This is a genomic window from Halostagnicola kamekurae (assembly GCF_900116205.1).
Classification (GTDB): domain Archaea; phylum Halobacteriota; class Halobacteria; order Halobacteriales; family Natrialbaceae; genus Halostagnicola; species Halostagnicola kamekurae.
The window spans coordinates 1,082,483-1,100,044 of the sequence record NZ_FOZS01000001.1 but is presented as its reverse complement, the minus strand read 5'-3'; the positions used below and the strand labels follow the sequence as shown (position 1 = coordinate 1,100,044).

Below are 17,562 nucleotides of genomic sequence, written 5' to 3'. Positions count from 1 at the left end.
GCTGTTTTCGCGGTTGTTTTCTACAAGCCAGATTGAGTAACACGGCTTCCTATACAAATTTGGTTGGGCTCGAGCCCTCGAGGGCGGGCTCGCCACAGCGATCGCACCGGACCGCATGCGGGGTCGTTTCGCGCTGCGCGCGAAAGCCCCCTTGGCGGGTGTCCCCAAGGGGACAGCGCCAAAAAATTACAACGCCCCCACCCCGCTTCCGCACGCAGATCTCGAGTTGATGCAGATGAAACAGGGGTTCGGCACTGTCTAGTTTAACTCCTCAATCGCGATGATGCACGAGGACATGAATTACACATACGCTGTTTCAGGTGCCCACATTGGGCAAATTCTAGAAGATCCTAAAAATAGTCTTATAACGTTCCGATATATTGCTATATCATTTAAATAATATCACTCATAAGGATTTTGGTGGATAGGGTAATAACTTTGGTATATGAGTGTGGATTCGGAAAAGAGTAAGTCAAATTCGAAAACATCGAATTTCACATATGGGTTAGTACTGTATTTGGTGCTCGGTGCCAGTTCACTAGGGATGATTCTATTTACAGAAGCAGAAATTAGTTTGACGTACGTTCTTATTGGGGCCCTTGCAGGGAGCGTATATATTATCATTCACCACTTTCTTAGTTCTCATTCACTTTTTCAGCGGGCGTATGAAATCGTTGTTTTCCTTTCCATTATTGTTCTCGTTACGCAGGACGTCACAGGGAAACTTGCCATGGTGGTAGGAGTTTGTATCGCTACCATTGTAGTCTCATATTGGCTGGATACAGGGACAGATAATATGAAATGAAGGACAGATCTCAGAACGTCAAGGTCCAGAATTATTGGAGATATCAACATCATCTTCTCTTGAGAATCCAATTCACTTCTCCTAACTAACATCAACCACTACGTATCACCTCAGTCTAATGTGTCCGTTTGACACCGTACTGAACACTCAAAACATATTCCATATAGTAGGTGCGTTGGAAATGAATAGAAAGTTAGATTTAGAGATCGTCCGGATCTACCGCTTTAATCCGATACTCGCCATCGTCGACGCGATCGACTGTGATGGTCGCATCTTTAATCTCGCCGTCGGCGTCAACCATCCCATCCCGGCGAAGATCGTCTTTTGGCAGCATAACACCACCTGAACCATCGATATTTCTGAGTTTTCGGATTGCCATATTGGATTCGTAGTAGCCGCCCCCGTGTTAAAGGGAGGTGGTCACGGGGGTTACCACACCCTGTTATACCCCTTTTTCGGGTGATATTATCCCCGGTACCCATGTCTGTCAGCCGCGGGCGCGCGATAAGCGCGTTCGCGTACCCCTACCCGCGTCCGGGAGGGACTGAGAAGGCATGGTTTCAGACGAGGACATATCCGACGACGGCGAGGGAGAGAGGTTCAGAGACTGGTCTAATGTTCGCGACGAGAGGGAGTCATGATCGCGACGGCGATCGCCCTGGTGGGATCCGCGCTCGCGACGGCCGCGATCGTCGACACACGAAGGGCCGACGCATGATCGAACGCGATCCCGACGACCCCACTCTTACCTTAAATTTGCCTTATTCATTCAGTTATTTATCCCCTCTAGAGAAGTCTCTTCCAACAGAAATGAAGGTTACTGCAGCGCTGGAGTGCTGAGAAGCAAGAAAACCGGTGCTGTCTCAAGTCGACAAAAGACGATCCTCCCACAAATCGAATTATCACTCGAACAGTCGCTACCGACGAGGATCAGTAATATCGGCCAATCACTCTTCTGACGGTGCTAAATAGTAGCCGCTGAATGTCTATCGAAGACGTTCTCGAAATTATTCGATCACCACAGACTCGCCACAAACGGGGCAAACGGATCCATTATTTGTATTCTCAATTTCAGACTGTGCGCCCGTCCATCCGCAAGTTGGACACTGGATTGGATCGGATCCAGACACAGGACACTAGAAGCATTTGTCGCCGGATCAAAAAACGTAGTGACTGGATCGGACAGCTGTCAGACTACTATCGGGGGAGTCAGCATACTCATTAGTTCGTTGTCCGATCATATTCTGGGTGAATGCGTAACGTCACAGCGCGAAAAACACAGATAACTAACTTGTTGGAGATATTAGAAGATATCGAGCGACCACAATACGAGACAGTATGCAGGGAGTGCCTCGAGCCCACCGACTCGTCGCAGTTCCTCGCGACCCCGTCCAATCCGAGGTGCCTGACGATCGAGATCCACGAGTCAATCTCGAGCCCGCTGCTGGCCGAAATCACAGGGACATGAGCACGATAGCGAGCAGTGCGAACCCGATACCCGCCACTTTTCGAGCCGTGAGCGATTCCTCGAGGAAGACGATACCGATGACGGAACTCAGGGCGATAAAGAGCCCGTAGATGGGGACGACGACGCTGACGGGGCCGAGCTCGAGCGCGCGATAGTACGCCAGGAGACCGACCGCTAGCGTGATCCCCCACCCGGCGATATAGGGCGTCTTCGGATGGTTCAGGTACGGCCGGACCGGAATTTCCCTGTAGACTAACACGCCGCCGACGAACACGAGCATGACGAAGTTCGAGAGGAAGACGGCCATCGTGCTCGGGATCGACTCCATCGCGATTTTCATCACCGGCGCGACCAGGCTGTACGCGACGAACGCGACGAGCGAGAGAGCGAGATAGCGACGGACCACTACCGCTCACCCGCGCTCAGGTAGATCGCGACGATCGCACAGGCGATGCCAGCACCGCGAGTTACCGAGAGCGTCTCGTCGAGAAAGACGATGCCCAGCACGGAGCTCCCGACGATGAACATGCCGTAAATCGGTACGACGACGCTGACGGGACCGGCCTCGAGCGCTGACGTGTACGCGAGAATGCCGATCGTGAGAAACAGTCCGCCGACGTAAATATACGCGGCGTCCGGTGAGACCGCGTAGGACGGGTCGGCGGCGTCCGTCAGGAACAACACGACCGTCGCGATCACGAGAAACACGATCGTCGCGAGAAAGAGCCCCACCCCTGCCGGCACTTCTCGCGTCGCGATACTCGTGAGCGGGGCGACGGCCGAGTACGCCAGAACGGCGAGGACGACCCACAGCAGATACTCCATATGGTCAGTGGTTTCGGGGCGTGTATATCTGTTATTGCCATCCCGTTCGGCTGCCGGTTCGTCGCGAGACCGCCCTCGGCTGGCGCCGATCTCGTAGCTCGATTGCAACCTGTGTGTCCTCGAGCGCGCCGCGGCGGGTACGTCACTCCAGTGCTCACGCGATGTCAGGTTCGTGAGCGTAAAACCAACGTTTTATCAGTAATTCCCGTCGTTTATACGGTAATGAGCTCGAACGTATTTCTCGTGTCGGACGATTCTGAACCATTTGAGCGGACTGTTCTCTCGGAAGTCGATCTGAACGACTATCCCGACCGACCCGAGGAGCTAGCCGAGGTGGAGTCGGCTCGATTCTGGGGCGTCGAAGCGGGCTCGAGCGCGGAGACGTACTTCGAGAAGATGGACGAAGGCGATCTCCTACTGTTCTATCGCGAGGGCGAATACGTCGGAACCGGACGCATCGGAACGACGTTCGCGGACGACGACGAGTGGGCGAGCGCGACCGTCTGGGACGATAGCCCCCGCACGCTGATCTACACGATCGACGACTTCACGGCGACGTCGGTGCCGAAAGCGGCCGTGAATACGATCTTCGAGTACTCCGACGGCTACAACCCGAACGGTCTGATCCGGGTTGCGGAGAGTCGAGTCGACAACACCCTCGAGGCGATCGAACTCGCCGTCCAGCAGTACGACTAGGGGCGGTCGACTTTGCACCGACCGACGCTCTCGGCGACGCCCCTGGCATCATCGGATTTATTCGACTCCCGTTCGCACGTCGATCAATGACTGTCGTCCTCGCCGGGGTCGGCGCCGATACCACGAACCTCGGCGCGCTCGGAGCGCTTACCGAAGACGGACGCTTCGATTACGTGCCGATTCCCGAAAAAACGCGCCACACGAGCGAATCCGAAACGCTCGGGTCGTGGCCCCTCCGCACTCGAGACGGCGTCGCGGCCGATCTCGCGAGTACGATCTCGCCGCGGCCGATCGCCGACGAGGAGACGCGTCTCTCCGGGGCCGACCTCGCCGAGTGGCCGCTCCACCGCGATCCGAACTTCGACGCGCTGACCTACGGCGAACACCGGAACGGCTACGTCTCCCGTCTGCGCGCCCTCGAACCCGGCGACGTCGTCGGATTTTACGCCGGGCTCCGCCGACCGGACGGCGACCGGGCACACCGGTACCTTCTTGGCTACTTCACGGTCGATGCGGTCGACGTCCTCGAGCCGGACGCGTCCGCCGACCGGCGGCGAGCCGTCCTCGAGGCCCACTCGGAAAACGCCCACGCGAAGCGGGCGCGTGACGGGCTTGCCTACCACCCGGACAAGACGATCGCACTGGTCAACGGCCGCGAACCCGGCGGCTTGTTCGATCGACAGCCGATTCGACTCAGCGAGTACTACGTCAAATCCGGCAACGAGCGGGCACAGTACTACCTCCGCGAGACGGTCGCCGACGCGTTCTCGGTCACGGCCGGCGGCGAGAACATGATGTACAAGCCGGCCTACCGCTGTTCGATCTCCGGCGAGTCGTTCCGCGAGCTCGTTGGAGTCCCGGGTGAACGCTCGAGCGAACACGGCCACATCGCGGATCTCGGGTGAGTCGACGCGTCGCAGCCCTCGCGTCACCCAGTTTCCACCGATCGAAAGCCGGTCCGTGGATCCGGCGACGTGACGATCGATCGGTTTCATGATGAAAGCCGACGAACGGACGAGACAGTGACCGACGATACGGATTCAGACGACGGAACGAATCGGCGACACGACCGCGTCCGTGTCCACGCCACGCCCGGATCGGGGAACTCGCTCTCTCACTGGACGAGCGCTCGGAACCCGCTGCAGGTCGCGATCAATTACCTCGTGATCTGGCTCGTTCGTATCTCACCGAGCCTGCGGCTCAAGCGCTGGCTGATGCGCCGAATCGGCGTGCGCGTCGGCGACGGCGTCTCGTGGGGGCTCGAGGCGACGCCCGACGTCTTCTGGCCCGAGCTAATTACCGTCGAGGATCGGGCTATCGTCGGCTACGACGCGACGATCCTGTGTCACGAGTTCCTCCAGGACAAGTATCGAACCGGCGAGGTCGTGGTGGGCGAGCGGGCGATGATCGGTGCGGGAGCGATCGTCTTGCCCGGCGTCGAAATCGGCGCCGACGCGCGCGTGGCGGCGAACTCGCTCGTCACTCGAGACGTGGCTCCCGGGGAGACGGTCGCGGGCGTTCCCGCCCGGCCGATGGGGGGCGACTCGAGCGACGACGCCGAGTAAGAGCGATCGAAGCGCCTGCTCGAGCGTGTACGGATCGCTGGTCGAGTGAGAAGAGCGTAAACCGGGAAAACTACAGCGACGACCACGACGTCCGGGCGCGGTTCCAGGACGTGATGTCGGCCATCCAGCGGGCGGCGATGAGTTTCTTGAGGTTCTTCGCGGGGAAGCCGCCGAACGTGTCGAACGGCAGCATCTTGACGTCGTGGGCGACCGCCTTGTCGCCGACCGAAATGACGGTTCCTTTGTCGTCGTACTCCCACGTTTTCAGCGGTCGGTTCTCGATCGCTCGAGGGATGTTCTCGCCGACGACCTCCGCGGCTTGCCAGGCGGCCTGGGCCGTCGGTGGCGCGGGCTGGTCGCCCTGGTCGATGATGGCCGAGTCGCCGATCGCGAAGACGCGCTCGTCGGAGGTCTGGAAGTTCGCCTCGGTGGTGACGCGGTTGTGCTCGTTCTCGAGGTCGGCGTCGTCGAGCGCGTCGCGGCCGGTGATGCCACCGGTCCAGACGAAGGTATCGAACTCGAGGGGCTCGCCCTCGTCGAAGTGGATGACGCCGTCTTCGGCTTCGGTGATCGGGTCGTCGGTGTGGATCTCGACGCCCGCGTCCTCGAGGAGGTCGCGCAGGGCCTGCTGGATCTCCGGATCGTTGCCGGGGAAGATCTCCTCGAGCGCCTCGACGAGGTGGATGTCGATCGGGGCGCGATGGATGTCACGGAACTCGGCGATTTCGCCCGCCGTCTGGATTCCCGACAGTCCCGCACCGCCGACGACGATCTGTGCGGGTTCGCCGCGAGTCGCTTCCTCGCTGGCGGTCTTGATCGATTCGTGGATCTCGAGTGCGTCGTCGAGGCTCTTGAGGGTCAGCGAGTGGTCTTCGAGGCCCGGAATACCGTAGTAAGCGGTCTGGCTGCCGAGGCCGACCATCAGGTAGTCGTACTCGACCTCCTCGCCCTCCGCGAGCGAGACGAGTCGGTCGTCGGTGTCGATGCCGGTGACTTCGTCCTGAATGAACTGCGTCGATCGATCGGCGATCTCGCCGACCGGAATCGTGATGTCGGATCGGACGTTCGGGTCGCGAATCACGCGGTGGGCTTCGTGGAGAACGAGATGGTAGTTGACGTCGGCGATCCACGTGAGCGAGGCGTCGGCATCGAGCTCCGACTGGAGTTTCTTGACGGCGCCGGCGCCGGCGTAGCCAGCACCGAGTACGACTACATTGTCTGTCATACCCAGTAATGGTGCGTACACCGATACAAAGGTGTTGAAACACACACTACCGTGTTTAGTGTTAACGTACGAGGCTCCCGAATGACCGTCTGCCCCGGATTTGTGGTCGTAGAATGCTCGCTCGAGCCTCGATAGCGCCAGACACACGCCGACGGAAGATCAGAGTATCCGTTTGCCGAACGCGCTCGCGGTCAGTTCGGCGGCCAGCGTCGCCGTTTCGTTCGCCTCGTCGAGGATCGGATTCACCTCGACGACGTCCATCGACCGGAGGACGCCCGTTTCGGCGTGACGGGTCGAGACGGCCTCGAGCGCCGAGTGCGCTTCGCGGTACGTGACCCCGCCGCGGACGGGCGTGCCGACGCCGGGCGCGGTTTTTGGATCGAGCCAGTCTAAGTCGAGGCTCACGTGGATGCCGTCGGTCCCGGTCGTCGCGACGTCGAGAGCCTCCTCGACGACGGTCGTGATCCCGCGAGAGTCGATGTCGGACATGGTAAACGACGTGATGTCGCTCTCCCGAATGCGTTCGCGCTCCCGGTCGTCGATGCTCCGAAGGCCGACGTACGCGATCGACTCCTCGCGAACGCGGGGCGCGCGGGCCCAGTCCATCTCACCGAAGATGCCGCGCCCGAGCGCCGCGCCGAGTGGCATCCCGTGAACGTTTCCGCTCGGCGACGTTTCGGGGGTGTTGAGGTCCGCGTGGGCGTCGAACCAGACGACGCCCAGATCGGCGTCACGAGCCGAGCCGTTCATCGAGCCGATTGCAATCGAGTGGTCGCCACCGAGGACGAGCGGAAAGACGCCCTCCCGAATCGTCTCGTCGACTTCGCGCGCGAGCCGTCTCGAGACGTCTTCGACCTCCCGCAGGAACTTCGCGTCACCGCGGTTCGGCTGGTTGGCTTCCGGATCCCGTTCCTCCGCGCGGGGCATCTGCAGGTCCCCGGCGTCGGTCACCGCGAGGCCGGCACTCTCGAGTCGCTCGGCGACGCCGGCGTACCTGATCGCCGACGGGCCCATGTCGACGCCGCGACGGTTCGCCCCGTAGTCCATCGGCGCACCGATAATGCGAACTGTCCGGTCCATACTCGAGCGTGTACTGCCAGTCGTTTGGCGGTGTCGATCGACGGAGAACGGCTGTCGACAGGTTTAGGGTTAGACGCCTCTAAACCTGAGACATGATGCTGAGCGACGTGATGGAAGACTACCTCAAAGCCATCTACCAGCTTCAGCGCGATCAGGACGATCGCATCAAAACGTCCGAGATCGCGTCCGAACTCGACGTCACGTCGCCGACGGTGACGAGCATGCTCGAGAAACTCGAGGAGCGCGGCCTCGTCGATCGCGAGAAGTATCGCGGCGTCACCCTGACAGCCGAAGGCCAGACGGTCGCACTCGAGGTCGTTCGCCACCACAGGCTCCTCGAGTCGTACCTGACCGAACACCTCGATTACGACTGGTCTGAGGTCCACGCTGAGGCGGACCGACTCGAACACCACATCAGCGAGGCCTTCGAGCGCCGGGTCGCGGCCGCACTCGACGAACCCGACGTGGATCCCCACGGCTCTCCGATACCGGGTGCCGACCTCGAGCCGCCGGCGGCGCCCGAGGGAGCCGCCGTCTCCGAGTTCGAACGGGGCGACGCAGTCGTCGTCGAGGAAGTCGCGGACCGCGACCCTGACATCCTCTCGTATCTCGCGGATCGCGGCGTCGAACCCGGCGTCGAACTCGAGATCCTCGAAGTCGCTCCCTTCGGAATGGTGACCGCACGCGCCGAGGGTCACGACGAGACGGTGTCGCTTCCGGAAGGCGTCGCTCACCACGTTCGCGTCGCTCCCCTTCCCGGGATCGAGCCGTAGCGTCCGCCGTCGACTCCTCCCAACGAAAGGAAACGCCTTACTACTCACGGAAACCACGACGAAATGGAGACGAACGCCCGGCTCACCCGCCGGGTTTAAGGAAATCAATTACGTAGGATTCCATATGTCATCAATCGAACTCACTCCGAGCCAGAAGAAAATACTTCGTGCCCTGACAAATTTACACAACGAGACCGACGACGCGATCAAGGGGGAAGACATCGCAGAACAGGTCGACCGCAATCCGGGCACGATCCGCAATCAGATGCAGAGTCTCAAAGCGCTCCAGCTCGTCGAGGGCGTACCCGGTCCGAAGGGGGGATACAAGCCGACCGCCGCGGCCTACGAAGCCCTCGAGATCCAGCAGATGGACGATCCGGCGTCGGTTCCGCTCGAGCACGAAGGCGAACCGGTCACCGACATCATCATCGAAGAGATCGACCTCTCGAGCGTTCACCACCCCGAACTCTGCCGTGCGGAGATTCACGTTCAGGGCGCGATCGGCGACATCAACGAGGACGATTCGGTCGTCGTCGGGCCGACGCCGCTCTCGAAACTCCTCATCGAGGGAACCGTCGACGGCAAGGACGATACGAACAACATCCTGATCCTTCGCATCGACGAGATGGTCGCACCGTCAGAAGAAGCAGCCCACTAACAGGACACGGAGCAGACCACGGTTTCGGGACTCGAGTCGCACCATCTGACGCTGTCTCTCCTCGAGTTGCTCTTCGAATCGCGATTCGATTGCAAAAACACCGAGAGCGATCGGTCGTCGTCTATTCTTCTGATTCGTCCGACTCGCTCGCGTCACCCGCGGCGACCGCCGGAATGACGTCGACGCTCGCGACCGCGTCGGCCTCGTCGACGTCCATGATGGTCACGCCCATCGTGTTGCGCCCGACCGTCGAGATCTCGCCCGCGCGAGTCCGCATGATCTGGCCGCGTTCGCTCATCGCGACGAGGTGATCGTCTTCGGTAACCGCCTTGACCGCGGTGACGGGCCCGTTTCGCTCGTCGGTCTTGATGTCGATCAGGCCCTTGCCGTACCGCGATTGTTTGCTGTACTCCGAGAGCAGGGTCCGTTTTCCGTACCCGTTCTGGGTGACGGTCAACAGCGAACGGTCGTCGTCCTGATCCATCGCGACCAGACCGGCCACCGCGTCGCGGTCGTCGCCGTCGCCCTGGAGTTTGATCCCGTTGACACCCCGAGCGTTGCGTCCCATCTCGCGCACCTCGTTCTCGTCGAAGCGAATGGTCATCCCGTGTTCGGTCGCGATCACGAGATCGGTCGTGCCGTCCGTCACCTCGACGTCGACGAGTTCGTCGCCGTCCTCGAGGCTCGCCGCGATGATTCCCGTCGTCAGGATGTTGTCGAAGTCCTCGCCCGCGGTCCGTTTGACGTAGCCGTTTTTCGTGACCATCGTCACGCACTCGTCGTCCGCGAAGGAGTCGGTGTCGACGACCGCCGTGATTTCCTCGCCGTCGTCGAGATCGAGGATGTTGACGGCCGATTTGCCGCGCGCGGTTCGACCCATCTCGGGAATCTCGTAGGTTTTCAGCTGATAGACCTGCCCGTGGTTCGTAAAGCAAAGCAGGTAGTCGTGGGTGTTCGCCTGGAACACCGCCGACACCCTGTCGCCTTCTTTGATATCTGCGCCGATGATCCCCTTTCCGCCTCGGCCCTGGGGATCGAACGTGTCGATCGGCATCCGTTTGACGTAGTCGTCCTCGGTCATGACGACGACGACGTCCTCCTCCGGAATGAGATCCTCGTGGGTGACGGTCCCCTGATCCTCGATGATCGAGGTTCGGCGCTCGTCGTCGTACTCGTCTTTGATCTCCCGAAGTTCGTCCTTGATGACGGTCAACAGCTTCTCCTCGCTCTCGAGGATCGCGGTCAGGCGGTCGATTTCGGCCTGGACCTCCTCGTACTCGTCTTCGATCTCCGCGGCTTCCATCGACGTGAGGCTGCCCAGTTGCATCCGAACGATGTGTTCTGCCTGCGCCTCGGAGAAGTCGAACTCCGTCGCGAGCCCGGATCTGGCCGCCGAGCGGTCCTCGGAGTTGCGGATGAGTTCGACGACGTCCTCGACGTTCTCGAGGGCTTTCAATCGCCCCTCGAGAATGTGGGCACGATCCTCGGCCTCTTCGAGGTCGTACTCGCTGCGCCGACGCACGACTTCCCTGCGATGAGAGACGTACTCCTCTAGGGTCTCTTTGAGCGAGAGGACCCGCGGCTGGCCGTCGACCAGCGCGAGATTGATGACGCCGAACGTTCGCTCGAGGTGATTCTCGAGCAGTTTGTTCTTGACGACGTCGCTGTTCGCGCCGCGTTTGAGGTCGACGACGACGCGGACGCCGTTCCGGTCGGACTCGTCCCGAAGGTCAGAGATCCCCTCGATTTCGCCTTCGTTTACGTCTTCTGCGATCCGCTCGACGATTCGAGCCTTGTTCGCCTGGTAGGGCAGTTCCGTGATGACGATGCGTTCCCGGTCCGATTTCCACTCCTCGACCTCGAACTCGGCCCGAACTCGGATGCGACCGCGGCCGGTCGCGTAGGCCGAGTAGATCGCGTCGCGGCCGACGATGTTCGCGCCGGTCGGAAAGTCGGGGCCCTTGACGTGTTCCATCAGGTCCTCGACGGTCGAATCCGGGTTGTCGATGAGTTCGATCGTCGCGTCGATCACCTCGCCGAGGTTGTGCGGCGGAATGTTCGTCGACATCCCGACCGCGATCCCCGACGAGCCGTTGACCAGCAGGTTCGGGAACGAGGAGGGTAACACCGTCGGTTCCTCGAGTCGGTCGTCGTAGTTCGACTGGAAGTCGACGGTGTCCTTGCCGATGTCCTCGAGTAGCTCCTCGGAGAGTGCGGACATCCGCGCCTCGGTGTATCGTGGCGCTGCGGCCGGATCCCCGTCCATCGATCCGAAGTTCCCCTGCCCGTCGACGAGGGGATAGCGCATCGAGAAGTCCTGTGCCATCCGGACGAGCGTGTCGTAGATCGCGCTGTCACCGTGGGGGTGATAGTCACCCATCGTCTCCCCGACGATCGAGGACGACTTTCGGTGGCTCGAGCCGCTGGTGACGCCCAGTTCGTGCATCGCATAGAGGATGCGCCGATGGACGGGTTTGAGCCCGTCGCGGGCGTCGGGGAGGGCACGACCCGCGATGACGCTCATCGCGTAGTCGATGTAGCTTTGCTCCATCTCGTCTTCGATGCGGACGGTTTCGACCGACCGGGCCTCTACGTCCGTGGGTTCGGGTACGTCTGAGCTCATGTGTCTTGCCTACTCGCTAAATGTCGATCCACTCTGCCTCGGGGGCGTTGTCCTTGATGAACTGTTTTCGCGGCTCGACGGCATCGCCCATCAGCACCGAGAACATCTTGTCCGCCGCCGCGGCGTCCTCGACGGTGATCTGTTTGAGGATGCGGTTTTCGGGGTTCATCGTCGTCTCCCAGAGCTGTTCGGGGTTCATCTCGCCGAGGCCCTTGAACCGCTGGACCTGCGTCGGGTTACCGTCGCACTTCTCGGCGACGATCTCGTCGCGTTCGGCGTCGGTCATCGCGTCGTAGGTCTCGCCGCGATAGCGAATCCGGTACAGCGGCGGTTGGGTCGCGTAGACGTACCCGCCCTCGAGCAGCGGACGCATGTGCCGGTAGATAAACGTCAACAGGAGCGTTCGAATGTGCGCCCCGTCGACGTCCGCGTCCGTCGCCATGATGATCTTCTTGTATCGGATGTCCTCGACGTCGAACTCGTCGCCGATTCCCGCCCCGATCGCGGTGATCAGGTTCCGGATCTCGTCGTTCTCGAGGATCCGATCGAGCCGGTGTTTCTCGACGTTCAGGATCTTCCCTTTGATCGGGAGCACCGCCTGAAACTCGGGGTTTCGGGCCTGTTTCGCGCTGCCGCCCGCGGAGTCGCCCTCCGCGATGAACAGTTCGGCGTCGTCGGGGTCTTTGGTCTGACAGTCCGCGAGTTTCCCCGGCAGCGAGGTCGAATCGAGCGCGGACTTTCGTCGCGTCAGTTCCTCGGCTTTCTGGGCCGCCATCCGGGCCTTGGCCGCCTCGACCGCCTTCATGATGACGGCCTGGGCGGTGTCGGGGTTCTCCTCGAAGTAGATCCCGAGGCCCTCGTGCATGGCGCTCTCGACGATTCCGCGCACTTCGCTGTTGCCGAGTTTCGTCTTGGTCTGACCCTCGAACTGGGGATCGGGGTGTTTGACCGAGATGACCGCGGTCAGTCCCTCGCGGATGTCCTCGCCTTTGAGGTTGTCCTCGAGATCCGAGAGGAGGTCGTTCTCGTTGGCGTAGTCGTTGACCACGCGCGTGAGCGCGGTCTTGAATCCCGTGAGGTGGGTGCCGCCCTCGCGCGTGTTGATGTTGTTCGCGAACGCGTGGATCGACCCCTGGAGTTCCTCGGTCGCCTGCATCGCGACCTCGACCTGGATGTTCTCGTCCTCGTCCTCGAAGTAGATGATCTCCTCGTGCATCTCCGAGCGAGTCTCGTTCAGATACTCGACGAACTCGCGGATGCCGCCCTCGTACTCGTAGGTTTCGGCGACGGCCTCGCCCTCGTCGGTCCGCTCGCGTTCGTCGCGGAGGGTGATTCGAACGCCCGAGTTGAGGAAGGCGAGTTCGCGAAGCCGGTTCGAGAGCGTCGAGAACGCGAACTGGTCGGTCTCGAAGATCTCGTCGTCGGGCCAGAACCTGATCTCGGTGCCCGTATCCTCGCCCGCCTCGAGGTCGCGAACCCGTTCCATATCGCCCTGGGGTTGGCCGCGCTCGAACGCGTGGCGGAAGACGCCACCGTCGCGCTTGACTTCGACCTCGAACCGACTCGAGAGGGCGTTCACCACGGAGACGCCGACGCCGTGGAGGCCGCCGGAGACCTGGTAGGACTTGTTGTCGAACTTGCCGCCGGCGTGGAGGACGGTGAGGATCACCTCGAGGGCCGGGCGGTCGTACTCTTCGTGGGTGTCGACGGGGATCCCACGGCCGTCGTCGGTCACGGTAACGGACCCGTCGTCGTGGATCGAGACGGTGATGTCGTCACAGTGGCCTGCCAGCGCCTCGTCGATGGAGTTGTCCACCACTTCGTAGACGAGGTGATGGAGTCCTCGAGAATCGGTAGAACCGATGTACATCGCCGGGCGCTTTCTGACGGCCTCCAGGCCTTCTAAGACCTGAATCTGGCCGGCGCCGTACTCGCTTTCCTGAGACATGAAAACCTGTTTTCGGATAGTGGGTGGGAGGTTAAAAAGGTCACGTACGCGCGCTCGCGCGAGTAGAAAAAAGAAAGAAAGTGACAGAATGCGGATGTGTGAAGGGGTCCGTTCTGTCACTCGAGACAACACGTCTAGCGACCGTTTGTCTCGTATCCGGCCGAATCGGCCCGTACGCCCGCTTCGAACTCACGCTCGTCGGACGTGTTCGCAGTCTCCCGCGGACACCGTCTGCTCGCCGTCGTCCGTTTCGACGATCAACGCGCCGGCGTCGTCGATGTCGACTGCCGTCCCGACGACTTCGCCGTCGGCGCGGTCGACCCGCACGTGCGCTCCGATCGTCAGCGCGTGTTCCCGCCAGGAGTCGACGACCGACTCGAGGGCGTTTCGCTGCGCGTCGAACTCCTCTAGCAGTCGCTGGACGAAGACGCGCCGGTCGACGTCGCCGACTTCCTCGCGCACGCTGGTCGCCTCGGGCGGAAGTGCGGCCGCGTCGACGTTCGCGTTCACCCCGATCCCGACGACGAGCCAGGTGACGCGGTCGGTTTCGCCTTCCATCTCCGTGAGGATCCCCGCGAGTTTCCGATACGGACGAGCGCTTTCGTCGTCCTCAAGCGGGACGACCACGTCGTTGGGCCACTTGATCCGGGCGTCGACGCCGGCCTCGCGGGCGGCCCGGGTCGTCGCGACCGCGGCGGCCAGCGTGTACAACGGCGCTCGCGTCGGGGGCACGTTCGGTCGACAGACGAGGCTCGCCCAGACGCCACCGCTGGGTGCGCTCCAGGCCCGCTCGAGTCGGCCCCGCCCCCCGGTCTGTTCGTCCGCGAGAACGACCACGTCGGACGCACCGTCGGTCGCGAGTTCGCGCGCGCGGTCGTTCGTGCTGCCGATCGAATCGTGATACTCGACGGCAAACGGCGCCTCGAGGCCGTACTCGACGGCCAGTGCGTTGTACTCGGTCGGCCCGCCGAGCGCGTAGCCGTCTGATCCGCTCTCGATTTCGAACCCGGCCTCGCGCAGTTCGTCGACGTGCTTCCAGACCGCTGCTCGAGAGATATCGAGCGACTCGGCGAGGGCGGGGCCGCCGACGGGGCCCGCGGACAGGGCCTCGAGGACCGCGCGTTTCGTCTCGTTCATGCTATAGAACGTGAGGTACGAACACTTCAACTCGCCGGAAAGGGCGTTCGAACCCGGCGTCTCGCGATCTCACGTTAGCGTACCAACAGCATAGAAAAATCCGTACGAGTTCTTCGGCCCGTTTTTCGCGCGATGCGTTATTCCGGGCCTCGGCGTCGTACGTGGCTCCCGGGGGCTTCTACGGCCACGAGTCGGACGCGCCACCCCCTATCGGCTGTGGGCTCGGCTCGAACGGCGCTGCGGGTCGCCGGATCCATACGTCCGTTCGCGCCGTCGTGTGCCTCACCGGATGCCTTCAGTGATGGCCGTTCCGTCTGTGGTTTGTTTCGCCGGGAGCAGGGCGTTCGCCCCACGCGAGAGAGGGGGCTGAGATCGCTTAATTCTTTCTCTCTGACGTGAATCGGGGGCGAACGGTTCGATCGACACACCGCGAGCGAGGGTCCGTCTCACTCGGCAGGATCACAGGATATCCCGAAACCGCGTCCGACTGGCGCGCTGGCGCGTTTAACAGCCGTATAATAATCCCCCCGGGCTGCCTTCGCCGTCGTATGCCAGGAATCACCGTCGCCGACGAGCCGATCGATCGCGGGGCCGTCGACGACGCGCTCGGCTCAGTCTGTTTTACCGATCGATACGACAGCCACTACGTGATCGACGACGAGGGGATCGTCGCCCACTCGGGGTACGACGAGTATCCGATCGAGGTCTTCGATACCGACGCGTACACGATCGTTCTCGAGGGACACCTATACGGGACGGACGACGTCGAAACGACAGTGACCGAGGCGGCAGAACTCGTCGCGGGAGCCCGGACCGAGGAACTCTCGGAGTGGGTCGGCGAACGGGACGGTGACTTCCTGCTAGTGGTCGTCGATCAGGACGACGGCGAGACCTGGGCGATAAACGACGCGTTCGGGCGACTGCCGACCTACCGCGCGACCGTCGGTGGGACGACGATACTCACCCGCGAACTCAAGGTCGTTCGCGAACTGGCCGGCCAGATCGGGGACGGGCTCGAGCCGGATTCGCTCGCGCTCGGCCAGATGCTGCTGTTTGGCTATCCGCTCGGGACGCGGACGCTTTTCGAGGGCGTCGAGCAACTGCCGCCGGGGTCGGTGCTCGAACTCGAGTCGGACACCGCCGACTCGATACACGAGTTCCAGTTCGACGAGCACGCGAACGAGCATCGATCCGTCGAAGAGAACGCCCGGCGGCTCCGCGACCGGTTCGTCGACGCCTGCCAGAACCGAGCGAGCGTCACGGGCGAGACCGTCGTCTCCCTGAGCGGCGGCCTCGATTCTCGAGCGGTCATCGCCGGCTACACGCACGCCGACGGCGAACTGCTCGCGGCGACGTCTGCGCGGACGAACGGCGGAAACGCGGCCGAAGTCGACGTCGCGCGACAGGTCGCGAACGCACTCGAGGTCCCGTGGCAGTCCTACGTCGCGGACAGGACCGACCGCCACCGAGAACTGCTTCTCGAGATGAGCCAGGGGATGAACAACCTCGGGATGTCGCTCGGCCTCAACTTCGCCGAACAGGTCGCCGCCGACCACCCCGATGCAACCTTCGTAACCGGCGACGGCGGCGACAAGGCCATCCCGGATCTCACTCCGTCGAAAGACGTCGACTCGATGGACGAACTCGTCGAACTCGTCGTCGACGGTCAGCAGGTCTTCTCGCTCGAGGAGGTCACGGACATCGTCGACGTCGACCCGGCGCGGCTGGTCAGCTCGGTCAGGAGCCGACTGCTTTCGTACCCCGAATCGACCCTCGAGGGCCGATACGTCCACTTCCTCGTCCGAGAGCGGGGGATCAACTGGCTCAACCACGGCGAGGACCGCACGCGGTACTACACCTGGTCGACGACGCCGTTCTACGCGCTCCCGTTCTTCGAGGAGGCGATGGCGTGTCCGCCGGCCCAAAAGGACGGCACGAAGCTCTACCGAGAGTTTCTGGCCCAGCTTTCGCCCGCCACTCTCGAAATCGACTACGTCGACTTCGGCGCGCCGATCGACTCGCTCACCTACAGGGTCAAACGCTTCGGCTACGACTGGCTCTCCGAACACCCCGGCCTCAAAGATCGGGTCTTCGGACTGCTCGGACAGGGCGAAAGCGGTGCGGACAGTCCCCCGATGGCCCTCGCGGAAGCGACGAGCGACCCCTCCGACTTTCGGGAGCACTTCTCGAGCGAGGCGGTCCAGCGGGTGACGTGGTCGGGCGGGCGCTACACCGCCACCCAGCAGTATTTCCTGTTGACGCTCATCGCTGCGGTTCGAGGGACTGACGGCTCGAGCGAGGCGGACTCCGAATCGGTCGACGGTGAGGCAGAAAAACTGTCCGTCTCACAATAGTACGACGAGGACTCGTATTTTGAGACCACTCGAGTGTTCCGAACCGCGGACAGACTCACTTCGATCGTTTTTCCTGCCTTGTGCTCACCTCGTTCGCACAAGACCTACGGGTTCGTCGCCTCATTTCGGGCATGCTTCTTAACGATATCACTCGTCTTTGACTCGTGAGATCTGTGAGAAGCATGCCCGGGGAGGGCTCCGAACCCTCGATCTCCGCATGTCCCAGGTCCGAGGCTCGGCAGAGTCCTCGAGGGACACGGAGGCTTCCAAGGCGAAACCGCACCGAATCTCTGAACCCTATGAGTGCGGCGCTATGTCCAGCTAAGCCACCCGGGCTCGTTCTCCCGTAGTGCGGTCCCTTTCTTTAACCTTCTCATTCGCGTCGTGCGTGCGCTCGGCCCGCAC

General features: G+C 61.9%; 14 protein-coding genes and 1 tRNA gene. 6 read left to right on the top strand and 9 right to left on the bottom strand.

What is annotated here, in order from left to right; translation table 11 throughout:
* Nucleotides 1-1,004: 1,004 nt before the first annotated feature.
* The 3 genes from BM348_RS05565 to BM348_RS05550 form a co-directional block, all read right to left on the bottom strand.
* The gene (locus BM348_RS05565; RefSeq protein WP_092902773.1) at nucleotides 1,005-1,184 is read right to left on the bottom strand and encodes a hypothetical protein; all 180 of its coding nucleotides are present in this window, start codon (nucleotides 1,182-1,184) and stop codon (nucleotides 1,005-1,007) included.
* A gap of 1,075 nt (nucleotides 1,185-2,259) precedes the next feature.
* Nucleotides 2,260-2,679, bottom strand: coding sequence for an EamA family transporter (locus BM348_RS05555; RefSeq protein ID WP_092902769.1), 420 nt, complete (start codon nucleotides 2,677-2,679; stop codon nucleotides 2,260-2,262).
* Nucleotides 2,679-3,098 carry an EamA family transporter gene (locus BM348_RS05550; RefSeq protein WP_092902767.1) on the bottom strand — a complete coding sequence of 140 codons (420 nt, stop codon included), beginning with the start codon at nucleotides 3,096-3,098 and terminating at the stop codon, nucleotides 2,679-2,681. Before BM348_RS05550 ends, BM348_RS05555 begins: the two co-directional genes overlap by 1 nt.
* Nucleotides 3,099-3,320: 222 nt before the next feature.
* On the opposite strand from BM348_RS05550, the gene BM348_RS05545 reads away from it, so the two are divergent.
* From BM348_RS05545 to BM348_RS05535, 3 genes are all read left to right on the top strand, one after another.
* Nucleotides 3,321-3,794 (top strand): hypothetical protein, encoded by a 474-nt coding sequence (locus BM348_RS05545; protein WP_092902765.1) that lies wholly within the window; start codon nucleotides 3,321-3,323, stop codon nucleotides 3,792-3,794.
* 86 nt (nucleotides 3,795-3,880) lie between these two features.
* The gene (locus tag BM348_RS05540; RefSeq protein ID WP_092902763.1) at nucleotides 3,881-4,699 is read left to right on the top strand and encodes an Nmad3 family putative nucleotide modification protein; all 819 of its coding nucleotides are present in this window, start codon (nucleotides 3,881-3,883) and stop codon (nucleotides 4,697-4,699) included.
* A 117-nt stretch (nucleotides 4,700-4,816) separates the two neighbouring features.
* The gene (locus BM348_RS05535) at nucleotides 4,817-5,359 is read left to right on the top strand and encodes an acyltransferase (RefSeq protein WP_092903635.1); all 543 of its coding nucleotides are present in this window, start codon (nucleotides 4,817-4,819) and stop codon (nucleotides 5,357-5,359) included.
* Between the two features lie 70 nt (nucleotides 5,360-5,429).
* On the opposite strand, the gene BM348_RS05530 is transcribed toward BM348_RS05535, so the two are convergent.
* Nucleotides 5,430-6,584 (bottom strand): NAD(P)/FAD-dependent oxidoreductase, encoded by a 1,155-nt coding sequence (locus tag BM348_RS05530; protein WP_092902761.1) that lies wholly within the window; start codon nucleotides 6,582-6,584, stop codon nucleotides 5,430-5,432.
* Between the two features lie 159 nt (nucleotides 6,585-6,743).
* Nucleotides 6,744-7,664, bottom strand: a complete 921-nt coding sequence (gene rocF / locus BM348_RS05525) for an arginase (protein ID WP_092902759.1) — start codon at nucleotides 7,662-7,664, stop codon at nucleotides 6,744-6,746.
* A 92-nt stretch (nucleotides 7,665-7,756) separates the two neighbouring features.
* On the opposite strand from rocF, the gene BM348_RS05520 reads away from it, so the two are divergent.
* Together BM348_RS05520 and BM348_RS05515 are read left to right on the top strand one after the other, a co-directional pair.
* On the top strand, nucleotides 7,757-8,437 hold the full coding sequence (locus BM348_RS05520; protein ID WP_092902757.1) for a metal-dependent transcriptional regulator: 681 nt from the start codon (nucleotides 7,757-7,759) through the stop codon (nucleotides 8,435-8,437).
* A 124-nt stretch (nucleotides 8,438-8,561) separates the two neighbouring features.
* Nucleotides 8,562-9,095: an Rrf2 family transcriptional regulator gene (locus tag BM348_RS05515; RefSeq protein ID WP_092902755.1), complete on the top strand. Its 534-nt coding sequence runs from the start codon at nucleotides 8,562-8,564 to the stop codon at nucleotides 9,093-9,095.
* Nucleotides 9,096-9,216: 121 nt separating this feature from the next.
* Here BM348_RS05515 and gyrA read toward each other — a convergent pair whose 3' ends face one another.
* The 3 genes from gyrA to BM348_RS05500 form a co-directional block, all read right to left on the bottom strand.
* The gene (gyrA, locus tag BM348_RS05510; protein WP_092902753.1) at nucleotides 9,217-11,718 is read right to left on the bottom strand and encodes a DNA gyrase subunit A; all 2,502 of its coding nucleotides are present in this window, start codon (nucleotides 11,716-11,718) and stop codon (nucleotides 9,217-9,219) included.
* A 16-nt stretch (nucleotides 11,719-11,734) separates the two neighbouring features.
* A complete protein-coding gene (gyrB, locus tag BM348_RS05505; protein WP_092902751.1) occupies nucleotides 11,735-13,666 on the bottom strand; it encodes a DNA topoisomerase (ATP-hydrolyzing) subunit B in 1,932 nt (643 codons plus the stop codon).
* 189 nt (nucleotides 13,667-13,855) lie between these two features.
* Nucleotides 13,856-14,803 (bottom strand): biotin--[acetyl-CoA-carboxylase] ligase, encoded by a 948-nt coding sequence (locus tag BM348_RS05500; protein ID WP_092902748.1) that lies wholly within the window; start codon nucleotides 14,801-14,803, stop codon nucleotides 13,856-13,858.
* A 548-nt stretch (nucleotides 14,804-15,351) separates the two neighbouring features.
* Here BM348_RS05500 and BM348_RS05495 point away from each other — a divergent pair.
* Nucleotides 15,352-17,157, top strand: a complete 1,806-nt coding sequence (locus BM348_RS05495; RefSeq protein WP_092902746.1) for an asparagine synthase-related protein — start codon at nucleotides 15,352-15,354, stop codon at nucleotides 17,155-17,157.
* Between the two features lie 183 nt (nucleotides 17,158-17,340).
* On the opposite strand, the gene BM348_RS21160 is transcribed toward BM348_RS05495, so the two are convergent.
* A tRNA-Met gene (locus BM348_RS21160) sits at nucleotides 17,341-17,493 on the bottom strand.
* Between the last annotated feature and the right edge of the window lie 69 nt (nucleotides 17,494-17,562).